Raw genomic sequence first — 15141 nt, forward strand, 5'->3', positions numbered from 1 at the left:
GAAATGGCACGCGGAGTCCTTACGCCCCAAGAGATAATCGATTCACTCGCTGCAGGGATGAATGAGGTTGGGATCAGGTTCGAGAGGGGTCGCCTTTTCCTTCCTCATGTAATGGTAGCTGCAAATGCGATGACCTCGGGAGTAAAGATCATTGAAAAGGATCTTCCCAAAGGTGAAGCAGGCAAAAGCCTAGGCGTGATTGTGACTGGAACAGTTGAAGGGGACGTCCATGACATTGGAAAATCAATCGTCTCCACTATGTTGCAGTGCGCTGGATATGAAGTACACGATCTAGGTAGGGATGTACCAACAAAGAACTTCATTGACACTATAAAGGACAAAAATGCAGATATGGTAGGCTTGTCCGCCTTGATGACCACATCAATGCAAACCCAGAAAGAAGTTATCGAGGTCTTAGTTGAAAAGGGTTTGAGAAAGAATGTAAAGGTGATGGTCGGCGGTGCACCAGCGACACAATCATGGGCTGAAAAGATTGGTGCTGATGGCTATGGAGAGAACGCGAGTGAAGCGGTTAAGAAGGCCGGAGAACTTCTCAAGAAGAAGTGAGAATTGTAAACTTGATCAAGGAGGAAAGATAAATGTCAAACGAATATGCAATTAGAATGGGAGATGGCAAGAGAGTCTATCTCTCAAAGAAGCAAATCATAGAAGATGTTGCCGCAGGGTCTGAAGATGCTGCAGATCTCGGAAGTATCCCCACTATGAGCTCCGAAGATATGGAAAGGCTCGTAGAAATTCTGATGATACCAGGGAGAATGGTGGGCGTTGAGCATGGAATGGAAGTGCCCGTTACTCATGATATCGGAACCATCCGCCTTGACGGAGATCAAGGAAACAGCGGTGTCGGAATTCCCTCCAGTAGATTAGTCGGAATGATGACGCATGAACGAGCCCTAGGAGCCGACTCAATGGAACTTGGCCACATCGACTACAGTTTCAAACCAGTTAAACCGGTGATTGCCCAAGAGATGCAGACGATGGAGGTCGTTCAGCAGAACATGGTTGTTCCGGTGCTTTACGGTGCCATGCCGAATATGGGCCTCTATTATCGCCCAGATGGTCCGTTTGATAACCCCGGCGACCTTATGAAAGCCTTTAAGATCGAGGAAGCCCAAAGGTCAACAGAACATGCAGCAGAGCATTTGACTCGAGACATGATCTGGGTAATGCAGAGAATCATGAAATCAGGATCAGATGGTGTCAACTTTGACACGACTGCGGCAGCGGGAGATGGCGATTTCTTTGCCACGCTCAATGCGATCGAAGTATTGAGGAATGAATTTCCCGAAATGTATATAGAATCCGGTATGGCTGGAGAGCTAGTACTTGGAATGCATGGTGAATTAAAATACAAGGGTGAGACCTTGGCTGGCATGTGGCCACATCAGCAGGCAAAAATGGTGGCTAAAGCTGGTTCTAACATTTTTGGCCCTGTGGTCAATACCAACACCAGCAAGTCAGGTGCATGGAATCTGGGAAGAGCGGTCACTTTCGTAAAAGCTGCAGTTAAGGAATCTCCAATCCCATGTCATGTAAATATGGGCATGGGCGTGGGTGGAATTCCCATGTTCGAGACCCCCACAATAGATGCCGTCTCTCATGCAAGCAAGGCAATGGTAGAGATTGCCGGCGTCGATGGCATATAGATTGGGGTCGGCGACCCTATGGGTATGCCGATAACACACGTAATGACTTCCGGGATGAGCGGAATTAGGGCAGCTGGCGATCTCGTATGTAGGATGGAGTTTGCGAAAAGCATGAGAATCAAGCAAGCGAAGGAGTACGTTGCAAAGAAGGTGGGTGTCACCCCAGTGGACCTGAGCGACGAATTTGTCATGCGAGATATCAGAGAGAGCCTCGGAATTGGTGTGGTAACTTCTGTTGCTGGAGCACCAAAAGGCATTGCTGCTAAGATGAACATAGAAAAGTTGCTGGGCATCAAGATAAACTGTTGCGAAAAGTTCAGGGCACAGGTGAAGAAGTAGAAACGGAAACGCTTGATTTGATAATCTCTGGATCAGCATCTACTGTCAAGTTCATTTTGGTCCAGAGAGCGGTTTTTTTCCACATACGATATAGGAGGGGTGAGTCATGGTTGATGGTCAAGAAGGTGGAGGCGGTTCTACGGAAACCGAGCCGAAGAAGGCGAATTCGAACGAACTGCAAAGAACTATAGATTGGAAACAAGGATTGATGATCGCTGTTGGAGTGCCATTGCTGATATTGCCATCGATTGGCTATACCGCATCGTATCTATGGGCGGCTGCGATAATACTCTGGGTCGCATCTGTTTTACAAGGGTTCATGCAGAATATTGCCTATGGAGAAATGGCGACGGCATTCCCCAAAGCTTCAGGGTTGCCTGGTTTTGCTCAGGCTGTATTCAGAACTAAAAACAACGTAAACAAATATGATAAAGGGAAGTTGATTGGTGGATTCAGCGCCTGGGGGTATTGGTTCGCATGGAATCCGGTATTGGCGATTTTTTCATTGACGATCGCCAGCTATCTGCAAGGCATGATTCCGGCTTTGGCTGGGTATGATTTCGTATCTTTGGCCTTAGTTTGTGGCGCATTAATATTCGTGGCCCTAATTCTTATAAATATAAGAGGACTGGCCAACGGTGCAAGGATTGGATTAATTCTAGCAGTTGTCTCCCTTATTCCGTTGATTGTGATATCGATTGCGCCATTTGTCACTGGTGATTTTAACGCTTCGAATATCACTAATAACCTAGTGCCTACTGGATGGACATGGGATTGGCAGCATATACTGATAATCTTTGGTCTATTCGCCATCGCTCAATGGAGTGCGTGCGCCTGGGAAACTGCAGCTATATATGGACCACAATACAAGAAACCAGGGTCGGATGTTCCCAAAGCCTTATTCTCCTGTGGGATAATTTGTCTCATTATCTTTGCACTAGTTCAGACATCTGTGACTGGCACATTGGGAATTGATGGCATTCTTGCAGAACCGGTCTCGCCCTTAGTACCGATGGCTGAAATGAGTTTCGGCTCGCTCGGTTCATCTGTCATGATTGTCATGCTCGTAGCTGCCATGATCTTGATAATTCAGACGGCATTCCTGGGCTCTGCAACATCGATGCATTCCATGGCCTCTGAAGGAAATCTTCCAAGATTCTTCAGCAAGCTGAACTCGAGTGGTGTTCCAGTTCGGGCAATGCTAGTCATCGCACTCTTTAATATGGCGCTGATCTCACTAAAGACCCCGACAGCAATACTAGCAGCATCAGCGATTGGCTACACTTGCGCCAACGGTATTAGCCTATTTGCCTATGTCAAGGCTAAGCGGGATCCAGAGCTAAGGAAGTTGGATCGACCGTTCAAGGCACCAAGAGGTTGGACATACGTTGCCCTTGCGTTCGGGCTGTTCAACATCCCTCTATGTCTAATTGGTGTCATGTATTTGAACAGTCTAGAAAGTGGAATAACGGCAATTATTGTTGGAGTCATCGTACTTGCAGCCTATTTACCGATCTGGTTCTGGACCCAGCACGAGAATACCAAAAATCATGAAAAAGAGGTGAAAGTGGAACAACCCGAGGCATTGAATTGAATTTATCAATGGACAGGTAAAACCTGTCCGCCAATTATTTCCTATACTCTTTGAGATAAAAACTCCTTAAACGAAGCATGTGAGATGCACACAATGAATGAAAAAAAGGAAAAAGACCAGGTGATGAAAAAAGGCATTTCCCATTTTCGGAAATATGCCAATATTCATATCGTAAGCCACATTTATCAATATTCCAATGATATTGTACATCTAATGCATGGAGGGTTGGTCAGGGACCGCCGGGCCTCTACAGCTATGGCAGCCGGGTTCGATTCCCGGGCCCTTCGCCATTATTCTCAAAGCATCCTCTTACCCCGAGGTGGATAGGATGCCGCTTATCTGGACCTCTTCCCAGTCTCAGAGAATTCGAGAGCTGGGCGGAGATATTTCTCAAATTGAGGAATTTCAAACCGAAGAAGCCAGGGAGAAAGCGTTCTCCGTGCTCATCGAAAAACTGCAATCCCAGCACCGTAAGTTGATCCGTGACCTCTCCGTCAATCCCCGCCGGCATCCGCTTGCCGAACTGGAGGACTCGCTCGCCAACATGCTGGTCAGCAAGGGTTTCCTGGAGGTGAAGACCCCCACCATAATTTCCTACGAAGCGCTGAGGAAGATGGGCATCGACAAGGAACACCTTCTATACGAACAGGTCTTTTGGCTTGACGAGAAAAGATGCCTCAGGCCCATGCTGGCACCGAACCTGTATTTCTTAATGAGGCAACTGAAACGGAACGTGAAGATGCCTCTGATGATGTTCGAAATCGGGACCTGCTATCGGAAGGAGTCGCACGGAAATTCGCACCTCGAGGAGTTCACCATGCTGAACCTCGTGGAGATGAAGCCGAGCACCGATGCGATGGAACGATTGAAAGAGCACATCGTTTCCGTCATGGACCAGGTCGGTCTGGAATACGAACTGGTCACCGCCAAGTCCGAGGTCTACGTCAGCACCATCGACGTCGAGGTCGGTGGAGTGGAGGTCGCATCAGGCGCCGTGGGACCACATGTCCTCGACAAGGCCCATGGCATAACCGACCCATGGGCGGGAGTGGGTTTCGGATTGGAGCGCCTGCTCTTGATGAAAAGCGGCGACCTGAACATCAAAAAGGTAGGTCGGAGCCTGATCTACCTCAACGGAGCAAGGATCGATATCTGAAGGTGAAAGAATGAACACGGATGAAGATCTGGATATCATAATTTCAAAGGCCCGGGAGGGCCGGATTCTGGCTGACGGCGAGATCGCCTATCTGCTTGGACTTCGCGATGAAGCGTCCGTCGGCAAACTCTTCGAAACGGCCCGTCATGTCAGGGACAGGAACTTCGGGCACAAGGTGTTCCTTTACGGTTTTGTGTACTTCTCTACCCATTGCCGGAACAACTGTTCTTTCTGCTTCTACAGAAGGTCGAACGAGGAGAGCGTGAGGTACCGTAAGAACCGGGAGGAGATCATCGGCCTGGCCACCGCGCTCGAGGATTCCGGGATCCATCTGGTGGACCTCACCATGGGTGAAGACCCTACCTATCACGGAAAGGCGGGTTACAACGAGCTGGTGGACCTTGTCCAGAACGTGGACGATTCGGTCGATGTGCCCATAATGGTCTCCCCCGGCGTGGTGCCCAGGGAGATGTTCACCTCGCTTCGGAACGCGGGCACCGACTGGTTCGCCTGCTACCAGGAGACCCATAACCGAGAACTGTTCAGCAGACTGCGCCCTGACCAGGACTATGACGTACGCCTGAACCAGAAGACCTGGGCCGGGGAAAGGGGGATGCTGACCGAGGAGGGCATCATGATCGGCGTGGGGGAGACCATAGCCGACCGGGTGAACTCCATCAAGATGATGGGCAAACTGGGAGTGCAGCAGGTTAGGGCCATGACCTTCGTGCCGCAGGCCAACACCCCAATGAAAGGGATGCCCTCGACGCTGATGATCGAGGAGCTTGTGACCTTGGCCGTTATGCGTCTGGTGCATCAGGACAAGCTCATCCCGGCAAGCCTGGACATCGAGGGGGTCAAGGGCCTCCGCCCACGGCTCGACGCCGGTGCCAATGTCATCACCTCCATAATCCCCCCCAGCAAAGGCCTGGCAGGTGTGGCCCAACATGAGCTGGACATCGAGAACGGGGAACGGTCGAAGGGAAATATCGAGGACATGCTGGACATCATCGGTATCAAGATCGCCAGACTGACCGATTATACGAATTTCATTGCCTCCAGGAAGGAGAGGCTTGGGATCGAGGTGATCCAGTGAAGGTCGGTGTGGTGGGCGGTGCGCTTCAGGGCACTGAGGCGATCTACCTATCGAAGAAGGCGGGCATTGAAACGGTGGTCATCGACCGGAGAAAGAAGGCACCCGCTATGTCACTGGCGGACGAAGCGGTGAACATCGATGTGATCAAGGAACCGAGACGGGCGATAAGGGTGTTCGAGGACTGCGATGCGGTCCTACCGGCCAACGAGAACTATGAGACGCTGACCTCTCTGGTGAAACTGTTCGAGAACCTGGACGTCCCGCTGATGTTCGACATGGAATCATATGATGTGTCATCCTCCAAGGTCCGGTCCAATGAAATGATGAGGAAGCTCAAGGTCCCCATGCCTGGAGATTGGCCGGAATGCGGGTTCCCGGTCGTTGTGAAGCCCTCCGGGCAAAGCGGAAGCACCGGGGTCACCAAGGCAGTCACCCAGCAAGAGCTGGAGGAAGGGATTGACCGGGTCCGGGGCATCGGCGATGATTGCATTGTGCAGGAGTTCGTAGAGGGACCGAACATCTCTGTCGAGGTCATCGGGAACGGCATCGAAATGGTGCCTTTGGTGATCACTGAGGTCGTTCTGGACGACGGATACGACTGCAAGATGGTCCGTTCGCCGTACAGAAAGCTCGATGCCGACACCGAGATGATCTTCATGGCCGCCAGCGAGAAGATGGCCCAGCACATGACCTTGAACGGTATCATGGATGTGGAGGCGATCGTCAAGGATGGTATCCCAAAGATCCTGGAGATCGATGCCCGGATACCAAGCCAGACACCGGCGGCGGTGCTCGGCTCGAGCGGCATCAACATCATTTCGATGCTGACCGATTCCTTCGTCAAAGGGAAACTGGAAAGGCCCAGACCGACCAAGAGCGGTGCTGCCTTCTACGAGCACGTCATCGTCAGCGGCAGTACGATGCGTTCCTGCGGAGAAGGCGTGTTCGCCGGGGTGGATAGACCCCAGCTCATGCCTGGACTATTCAAATCCGATGAGATGATAACCGACTATGAGCCAGGCAAGAATAGGTGGAGGGCCACGATCATCAATTCCGGCCCCTCCGAAGAGGCTGCCTGGCACAAGAGGCTGGCCTGCCTGTGGGAGATCATGGAACAGACCGGCGTTACCAGGTACGTCAACCCGATACCGGAGGCGATGAAATGACCCGATTGACCTATGAGATGATTGAGAACGTCCCGGACAGCATGGGCCTGCGGGATGAACGGCTGCGCCACGATCTGGGCATGGACATGAAATGCCTGGCATATCTCGCATTGGGTCTCGAGGAGAGCGACCTCAACCTGAACGGCTTCAAGGCGGCGGCGGTGCCGGTCACCAGCGGGAAGGGCGTGACCCCAGGGTTCTGCGATTCGGTCTGCGCCATAACCAGACATCTCGGCATGGAAAGCCATGTCACTGAGGGGACGGACGTGGCCGGTTTCTATCAGGCCATGGAGGCGGGGGCGGACATCGTTTTCATGGCCGATGACCAAGAGTTCGTGGCCATCAACATGAGGGAGCACAGGGCGGCGGACAACACCCATTCCACGGCATTGGGGTACTTCTCCGCCCTGAAAAGAGCGGTGGGACCCCTTGCAGGGAAGGAAGTGCTGGTGATCGGTGCCGGTCGGGTCGGCAGCTGCGCCATAGACCTTCTGGCCGACGAAAAGGCATCCATAACCGTTATGGATTCCGATCTATCCAAGATAGAATCTGTGAAGAGAAGATACCCCGACGTCAGGACGGTCAACGATCTGGAACGGGCGGTATCGGGAGCGGGTGCTATAATAAACGCATCGCCGGCCAGGATACCGGGCGAGTGGATCCGGGAAGGGGCGATCATATCCTCCCCGGGCATGCCCTATTCGTTCGACGACCTGGGTGAATCCAAGGCCAGGGTCCTCGTCCACGATCCGCTGCAGATCGGCGTCTCCGTGATGGCGGTATGGAGCGCCAGCTACTCGATGCAGAGGAAGCCGAAGGGAATAGCCTGGGCACAGGCCATCGAGGTCATCCAATGACCGGATTCGGCATTGCCCTGGACATCGGCACCAGCGGCTTCCGTGCCCAGGCGATCGATCTGAGCAACAACGAGATCATCTCGACGGCGATAACCATCCGGCACCCGATCCCGGGAGCGAACGTCATCGACCATGTCAATTTCGCGGTGGTGACCGGGACCGAGGAGACCCATCGGCTGATGATCGATTCCATCAACAGGCTGTTGGGGAAACTGGACATCGATCTGGATAAGGTCGAACGAATGGCGGTCTGCGGGAACCCGTTCCAATTGTCCCTGTTCCAGAAGATCGAGATCCGTGACCTGGCCTATGCTGGGAAGAACATGTTGGACAGGCTGGGAGTGGTGCCTCCCAAGAGAGACGGGGACATCGTGAGGGCGAGGGACCTGGGCCTCGACCTGCCCCCGGAAACGACGGTGATGATACCCCCAGCGGTCAGCCACGAGATAGGGGCGGACGCACTGGCCATGCTGCTGATGACCGGCATAATGGACCAGAAGGAGCCGTGCCTGGTCATTGATTACGGCACCAACGCGGAGATGGCGCTGGTGGTCAACGGGAACGTATACTCCGGTTCGGCTGCGGCAGGGCCGGCCCTGGAAGGGCAGCAGGTGGAGATGGGCATGCTGGCAGCGCCCGGCGCCATATCAGACGTTACCGCTGAAGCGGACGGATGGCGCTGCTCGGTGCTGGACGATGGGTTCATGTCCCAGGAAGGAGACACCGTCGATCCCACGGACGGCCGGACCGTCTCGGCCGGGGAGATGCACGGGAAGGCCACTGGTATAACTGGCACGGGACTCATCGCGGCGATCGCCAGCGGAATCGGGGCAGGACTGATCGTGCCGCCGAAGATCAAGACACCTGACCACCGATTGCACCTGCAGGACGGGGTGTACATAACGGAGAACGATGTCTCTGAGGCGGGGAAGGCCATCGGGGCCATCAGGGCAGGGTTCCTGACCTTGATGAGAGAGGCAGGCCTCTGGACCGGAGATGTCAGGACAGCGTTCATGTCAGGAGCTTCCGGATTGTATGTGGACGCCGTCAAGGCGCAGAGTATCGGCCTGGTGCCGCCGGAGAGCGATCACATCATCCAGCTGGGCAACACCTCCCTGGCCATGGCAAAGGAGCTGGTGCTCCGGCCGGAGCGGTTCCAGGAGCTGAAGTCGTTCGCCAAGGACCTGAGGGCCAGCCACTGCATGTTCGCGACCTCGGACCTGTTCAAGCACATCTATTCCATCGAGCTGTCGCTGTGGTACTATTCGATGCCGATGTCGGCATACAGTGAAATGCTGGCCATTTACAAGCTTCCGCCGCTGCCGCCACCGGTCGCCCACGTTGACGTCGAGAGAAGGATGAGCCGGGACATACCGGACCTGGGCCGGAAGGGCATCGCCATCCTCAGGGACATCGGGGTTTCCCTGGAATCTGACCTGACAGGCTGCGTCCAGTGCGGAAAGTGCACCGAGGAATGCCCGGAGGATGCGATCACCATTGTCGAGTCGGATGGGATGTTGAGAGCGATCATCAGATCGGAACTGTGCTCAGGCACTGCATGCCGCAGATGCGAGCAGGCCTGCCCCAACCAGGCGATCAACTTCAACAACATGAGGGCGAACAGCAGCAGCTGAACATGGGAGGTTGGACGATGGTTGAAGAGGGAGGTCTGAACAGATGGGAAAGTTCACAGCCGATGGTGCTGATAATGGCGATGATTTTGGGATTGATCGCAGGCAATTTCATAGGCGGGATCTGGAATGACAGCAACGCCATCATCTATGTGAGCCTCGTCCTGCTGGTGTATGGGATCGCCCTGGGAACGCCGCTGAGCGCGGTGGCCCGATCGTACAAGAATCGCCGATTCATTGCCATCGCCCTCCTTGACAACTTCGTGGTCATTCCGATCATCGGTTTCATCCTGGCGCTGGGGTTCCTATATTCGACGCCTTTGATCTTCGTGGGTTTCATCCTTTACGTGGTCAACCCTTGCACCGACTGGTTCCTGGTGTTCACCGGGATGGCCAAGGGGGATGTGCCCTTGGGGCTGGCGCTCCTGCCCATCAACCTGATCGTTCAGATCCTTCTCATTCCGGTGTTCTTGTTCCTCTTTGCGGGGGAGCTCATCGCGATACCGCTATGGGCGTTCGTGGAGACCTCCGTGGTCTTCATCGCCATCCCTTTCGCCGGCGCCGTCGCGACCAATTGGGCGGTCATCCGTTCCAAGGGCATGGAGTGGAAGGAAAGACGCATGAGCAGGACCCCGATCCAGATCCAGACCATTACCCTGGCGGTGATAATATTCTTCATGTTCGGGAGCCAGACACCGACCATCTTGGACAACCTTCTGCCGCTGTCGGTGGTGCTGATACCGGTGGCCATCTTCATCGTGGCGTCCTACATCATCGCCAGATACGTGGGGATACGGGCAGGATTGAGCTATGAGGAATATGCCCTCCTCTCATGCACCACGATAGCCCGGAACTCGCCGCTCGCGCTTGCGATCTCCTATGGGCTCTTCCCAGGCGAACCGCTTATCCAGGTCGCTATCATCATAGGCGTCCTGGTCGAGCTTCCGGCGCTGGTGCTGTTGGTGAAGGTCCTGAGGCTGAGCAAAGATGGATATTCATGCCGGGTTAGAGGGAAGTCGCCAGACTGTAGCGCAGAGAATCGGTGAGGAACATGAAACTGGGACTGGGGATCGACACCGGCGGAACGTTCACTGATAGCGTAATTATGGACCTGGAGACCGGCCAGGTGATAAGGAAGTCCAAGGCCCTTACCACCCGGGAGGACCTGGCCATTGGGATCAAGAACTCGCTGTCATCGCTTGGCGAGGAGCTCATGGACCAGATACGCCTGGTATCGATGTCTTCCACGCTGGCCACCAATTCGGTGGTAGAAGGCAAGGGCTGCCGCGTGGCCCTCATCATGATCGGAATGGAACGACGTGAGACGATGCCGGTGGAGCACCTCATAGAGGTGGCCGGGGGACATTCGTTGAATGGCCTGGAACAACAGGTGCTTGATGCCTCCAAGGTGGAGGAGTTCATAGAAACGGTCTCGGGAAAGGTTGACGCCTTCGCCGTTTCCAGTCTCCTGAGCGTAAGGAACCCGGACCATGAACTGAGGGTCAAGGAGCTGATAACGAGTAGATGTCAGCTTCCGGTCGTATGCGGTCACGAGCTCTCGTCCCAACTGGGTTTCTACGAAAGGACCATAACGGCGGTCCTAAACGCCAAACTGATACCCGTGATCGCGGACCTCATTTCAGCCGTGAAAAGGGTACTCAAGGAGCAGGGGGTGTCCGCTCCCCTGATGATCGTGAAGGGGGACGGTTCGCTCATGAGCGAAAGCATGGCAGGGACCCGCCCAGTGGAGACCATCCTTTCCGGACCGGCCGCAAGCATCGTCGGGGCGAAATTCCTCACCAAGGAGAAGGACGCTGTCATAGTGGATGTTGGCGGGACCACCACCGACATCGGCATACTGAGGGATGGCAAACCACGGCTGGACCCTGAAGGGGCGCTCATCGGCGGATGGAGGACCAGGGTGAAGGCAGTTGACATAATGACCTCCGGCATTGGAGGCGACAGCCGCATCATCGTGACCAAGGACGGATTCATGCTGTCCCCGTTAAGAGTGGTGCCGTTGTGCGTCGCCTCCAAGAGATATCCGGATATCGTCGAGAAGCTCAAGGCCATCGCGGAGAACATTCCACGCCAGAGGACCAGATATTATGACGCGAACCTGATCCCCCAGCTGGTGGAGTTCTTTATCCTCTCGAAGGAGGTCCCGGGCGTCGAGCTCTCGTCCATTGACAAGGCCTTCCTCGGTGCGATCAAGAAAGGTCCGATCACCATCTTCGGCATAGCCGATATCACCGGCATCGACCCATACACCTATAGCATTCGCCACCTGGAGGAGCTAGGGATGGTGGCCAGGATCGGCCTGACCCCGACCGATATACTTCATGCCATGGGCAAATATTCCGAATTCGTCAAGGAGGCATCGGACCTCGGAGTGGCGATACAGTCGAAGGTGATGTCCCTGAACCCGGATGACTTCTGCTCCCAAGTTAGGCAAGAGGTCATCAACAAGATAGCGAAGGAGGTCCTGCTGAAACTGATACAGGAAGACTCGGGGCATGATGCGGACAACGAATTGAGCCGGCGTTTCATCCAGCAACTGGTCACCCGGGAGATGGGGATCGATTTCTCCCTCAACCTGAACCTGAACAAGAGTATCATTGGCATAGGCGCGCCGGTCAGCGCCTATCTTCCAGAGGTGGCGGCGAAGTTCAACACGCCTCTCCTATTGCCGGAAAATTCCGAGGTCGGCAACGCGGTCGGTGCCATCACCGGTACGATAATGGAAACGGTAGAGGTCCAGATAAAGCCGAAGGCTGGCATGAGCAACACCGAAAACCCGCCTTCGATCGTCTTCTCCTCAAAGGGACGAAACGCCTTCCCCAACCTGGAGGAAGCGAAGGCCTTCGCAGTCGAACTTGCTAACCGAGAGGCGACGGAACTGGCTACGTTCGCTGGGGCCGATACCGTAGAGCTTGTCTGTGAGGTCAAGGACGATTATGGCAAGATAGGCAACGGCTACGGCGGGGGAGGGATCCTGCTTGGCACGACGGTCGTGGTCATGGCGGTAGGGAAACCCAGGATGCATTGATCGGCCCAAGAGAGCCACTCCGATCCGAAGATCGTTCCCCGTCCTTCTGGTTTATCATCAGCCATGATGATACAGGGATGGTCCATATGAACGTCGATGAGGTCGTTGAATTTCTCCGATCGCACGGGAGCGAGGTCAACCGAGAAGGAATGTCCAGGTTCGGGATCAAGGTCGACAATGCCTTCGGGATCTCGATGGTGGACATGCGGTCCCTGGCGAAGAATATCGGAAAGGACCACAAACTCGCGCTGGACCTCTGGGAGGCCGGATTCCACGAATCGAGGATCATCGCTACCGTCATCGACGTCCCGGCCCAGGTGACCGAGGACCAGATGGAGCAATGGGTGGTCGGGTTCGATTCTTGGGATATCTGCGACCAGTGCTGCAGCAACCTGTTCTCCCGGACTCCATACGCCATCGCAAAGGCAAAGGAATGGTCGTCACGGGATGAGGAATACGTGAGACGGGCGGGCTTCGTATTGATGGCGGCCCTGGCAGTTCACGACAAGAAGGCCAAGGATGAACTGTTCCATGATTTCCTGGCGATAATTGACTCGGAGGCAGCGGATGATGACCGACCGTTCGTGAGAAAGGCGGTCAATTGGGCCTTGAGGCAGATCGGGAAAAGGAACGTTCCGCTGCAGGAAGCAGCGATAAGGACGGCGGAATCAGTCCAAGCACGCAACACGAGGAGCGCCCGATGGATCGCTGCCGATGCGCTGAGAGAGCTTCGGTCCGAGAAGACGACCAACATGATCAAGAAACGCAAAAGGTCGACCATCCGATAGTTTGACTGAGCTGTATCAGGACAACCCCCGGTCCCAGTGCCTGACAAGACCTTTATTTACGATATGGTCCAATTAGCCGTCACGAACGGCAACTCAGTAAGGACGATAGCGGTCATTCTGGCGGTGGCCGCCATGCTGCCCGGAGTGTTCACCGCATTGGTGGTAGTCCAGGATAGCGGCGATCAGATCTCGTATTACATATCAAGCACCCGCGCAAGCTCTCTGCATTCCCAGCTGTCCCAGGCGCCAGGCGGATTCGCCTGGGACTATCTGAGGGGGGATGACTATCCGGTCCTGAAGGTGGAATGGACCGCTTTCAACAGGCATATCTTGGATTCGAGGAGCTCCCCGTTCTCCAGCTTCGAATCCATGATATTCTCGCACTGCAATAAGAGTTCCATCACCTACACCTTCGTGGGGACGATGGAGGCATCCCTCCAGCAGCAGGTCTATTCGGAGGCCGATCTGAACAGGTTATATGACACGGTGTTCAGGAACACCACCTCAAACGGGGTGGCGATAGTCCATGTGGCCTTTCTGACCGGATCGTTCTCGGACCCGGCGGCAGTGGGCATCTCATTCACGGCAGACCGATTCGCCATTTTTGGGGACACACTCATTGACGCGTACCTGCGAGTCTCGATAGCCCATGAAATGGGACACCTTCTGGGCCTTGTCGCACCGCTGGGTCCCAATTCACCATATACACCAAGAAACGCGACCGTCCATTATGACTATCAGGACCCGCCACATTGCACCTCGAACCCCTGCTTGATGAGACCGGTGGTGAGCTCGTATGACAAGACCTGCAGCTTCTGCAATGCGGACATGCTGGAGCTCAAGAACTCGACAGCACCCTACGCATTCGATCAGAAACAACCGACGATCAGATCGGTCCCGATAATCGTCGGAGCCATAATCACGCTGTTCCTGGCGGTCCCGGCGTTCATCCTTTACCGGAGACGATATTGATCCAGGAACGGCCGGGGTCCCTTGGCCTATTCACCGCTATTTGAATCGGGAGTCTCAGAATTATCAGGCCATCCTTTGACGAGACTGTCCATCACGATATCGATCCCTTCTTCCCTGACATCAAGCTCGTGGACCTTACTTCCTTTCTCTTGGATCAGCTAGAAACCATATCGCCTTAGGCGGCGGATCAGGTCCTTCCTTGATGCTGAATCGATGGGTGACATTGGAATGTCAGGTCTTGTCACTGCCTCAAGTACCAGAGAACATCTTGGGGAACGAAGGCTTTTTGTCCAAAAAGTCTGGACTAATGGGACTTGTCCGCTCTCTTCGGCAGCGCCGATTTCAGGAAATCCTTGGCCTCGTTGACCGGCCCCTCGTCCAGGTTTCCCTTCATGAAAGCATCCAGGATGTTCATGGCGTTGATGACCATATTGAGACGGCTCAAATCGCCCTCGGAGAATGAGTTGCTCCTTTCGATGATCGACCGGAGATAGACCAGATTCTGCTTCATTACGAAGGCCGTCTGTAGCACCAGCATGATGCTGTCTATCGGCATATTGTCGGGGTGCTTGAGTGCCGACTCCATCGTCTCCTCGATCGATTCTAGACCGGATATGGTCGACTCGATCGTGTCCCGGACATTCTTCATCATATCCGGGTTCGCATCTCCCTCCAGCAGTAAGTCTTCTCCCGCCAAATCGGTTACCTTTCAGCACATGACCCTTCTGGATATTCTAACTTACGCTGGAATTCCGCAAAATTTAGATGAATCGGAGGATCCGAGGCCATTGCAGAGACCGGAGGTAACAGATTGAAGATCATACTT

The 15141-nt window shown here is 54.4% G+C and carries 12 protein-coding genes and 1 pseudogene; 12 read left to right on the forward strand and 1 reads right to left on the reverse strand.

Annotation, left to right across the window (positions count from 1 at the left end; translation table 11 throughout):
* From VGK23_06990 to VGK23_07045, 12 genes and pseudogenes are all read left to right on the forward strand, one after another.
* Positions 1–567 (forward strand): B12-binding domain-containing protein (locus tag VGK23_06990; protein ID HEY3420282.1); only part of this gene is annotated, 567 nt, incomplete at its 5' end.
* A 32-nt stretch (positions 568–599) separates the two neighbouring features.
* Positions 600–2006: pseudogene (gene mtbB, locus VGK23_06995) on the forward strand ([dimethylamine--corrinoid protein] Co-methyltransferase).
* A 106-nt stretch (positions 2007–2112) separates the two neighbouring features.
* Positions 2113–3600: an APC family permease gene (locus VGK23_07000; GenBank protein HEY3420283.1), complete on the forward strand. Its 1488-nt coding sequence runs from the start codon at positions 2113–2115 to the stop codon at positions 3598–3600.
* Positions 3601–3928: 328 nt separating this feature from the next.
* Positions 3929–4756 (forward strand): pyrrolysine--tRNA(Pyl) ligase large subunit, encoded by an 828-nt coding sequence (gene pylSc, locus VGK23_07005; protein HEY3420284.1) that lies wholly within the window; start codon positions 3929–3931, stop codon positions 4754–4756.
* Between the two features lie 10 nt (positions 4757–4766).
* Positions 4767–5852 carry a methylornithine synthase PylB gene (gene pylB / locus VGK23_07010; protein HEY3420285.1) on the forward strand — a complete coding sequence of 362 codons (1086 nt, stop codon included), beginning with the start codon at positions 4767–4769 and terminating at the stop codon, positions 5850–5852.
* A complete protein-coding gene (pylC, locus tag VGK23_07015; GenBank protein HEY3420286.1) occupies positions 5849–7018 on the forward strand; it encodes a 3-methylornithine--L-lysine ligase PylC in 1170 nt (389 codons plus the stop codon). Before pylB ends, pylC begins: the two co-directional genes overlap by 4 nt.
* A complete protein-coding gene (gene pylD / locus VGK23_07020; GenBank protein ID HEY3420287.1) occupies positions 7015–7875 on the forward strand; it encodes a 3-methylornithyl-N6-L-lysine dehydrogenase PylD in 861 nt (286 codons plus the stop codon). Before pylC ends, pylD begins: the two co-directional genes overlap by 4 nt.
* Positions 7872–9509 (forward strand): methylamine methyltransferase corrinoid protein reductive activase, encoded by a 1638-nt coding sequence (locus tag VGK23_07025; protein ID HEY3420288.1) that lies wholly within the window; start codon positions 7872–7874, stop codon positions 9507–9509. Before pylD ends, VGK23_07025 begins: the two co-directional genes overlap by 4 nt.
* 17 nt (positions 9510–9526) lie before the next feature.
* Complete coding sequence (locus VGK23_07030) at positions 9527–10552, forward strand: hypothetical protein (protein HEY3420289.1); 1026 nt, start codon at positions 9527–9529, stop codon at positions 10550–10552.
* A 5-nt stretch (positions 10553–10557) separates the two neighbouring features.
* A complete protein-coding gene (locus VGK23_07035; GenBank protein ID HEY3420290.1) occupies positions 10558–12555 on the forward strand; it encodes a hydantoinase/oxoprolinase family protein in 1998 nt (665 codons plus the stop codon).
* A gap of 86 nt (positions 12556–12641) precedes the next feature.
* Entirely contained in the window at positions 12642–13343 is a 702-nt protein-coding gene (locus tag VGK23_07040) for a DNA alkylation repair protein (GenBank protein HEY3420291.1), read from the forward strand.
* 63 nt (positions 13344–13406) lie between these two features.
* The gene (locus VGK23_07045) at positions 13407–14315 is read left to right on the forward strand and encodes a hypothetical protein (GenBank protein HEY3420292.1); all 909 of its coding nucleotides are present in this window, start codon (positions 13407–13409) and stop codon (positions 14313–14315) included.
* A 304-nt stretch (positions 14316–14619) separates the two neighbouring features.
* Here VGK23_07045 and VGK23_07050 read toward each other — a convergent pair whose 3' ends face one another.
* Positions 14620–15012 (reverse strand): hypothetical protein, encoded by a 393-nt coding sequence (locus tag VGK23_07050; GenBank protein ID HEY3420293.1) that lies wholly within the window; start codon positions 15010–15012, stop codon positions 14620–14622.
* Positions 15013–15141: the final 129 nt, after the last annotated feature.

This window comes from Methanomassiliicoccales archaeon, from assembly GCA_036504055.1.
Classification (GTDB): domain Archaea; phylum Thermoplasmatota; class Thermoplasmata; order Methanomassiliicoccales; family UBA472; genus DASXVU01.

What these genes read in the sequence shown, in the direction of transcription:
- VGK23_07000 (HEY3420283.1), top strand. Translation starts at nt 2,113, where the DNA reads ATGGTTGATGGTCAAGAAGGTGGAGGCGGTTCTACGGAAACCGAGCCG.
- pylSc (HEY3420284.1), top strand. Translation starts at nt 3,929, where the DNA reads ATGCCGCTTATCTGGACCTCTTCCCAGTCTCAGAGAATTCGAGAGCTG.
- pylB (HEY3420285.1), top strand. Translation starts at nt 4,767, where the DNA reads ATGAACACGGATGAAGATCTGGATATCATAATTTCAAAGGCCCGGGAG.
- pylD (HEY3420287.1), top strand. Translation starts at nt 7,015, where the DNA reads ATGACCCGATTGACCTATGAGATGATTGAGAACGTCCCGGACAGCATG.
- VGK23_07025 (HEY3420288.1), top strand. Translation starts at nt 7,872, where the DNA reads ATGACCGGATTCGGCATTGCCCTGGACATCGGCACCAGCGGCTTCCGT.
- VGK23_07030 (HEY3420289.1), top strand. Translation starts at nt 9,527, where the DNA reads ATGGTTGAAGAGGGAGGTCTGAACAGATGGGAAAGTTCACAGCCGATG.
- VGK23_07035 (HEY3420290.1), top strand. Translation starts at nt 10,558, where the DNA reads ATGAAACTGGGACTGGGGATCGACACCGGCGGAACGTTCACTGATAGC.
- VGK23_07040 (HEY3420291.1), top strand. Translation starts at nt 12,642, where the DNA reads ATGAACGTCGATGAGGTCGTTGAATTTCTCCGATCGCACGGGAGCGAG.
- VGK23_07045 (HEY3420292.1), top strand. Translation starts at nt 13,407, where the DNA reads ATGGTCCAATTAGCCGTCACGAACGGCAACTCAGTAAGGACGATAGCG.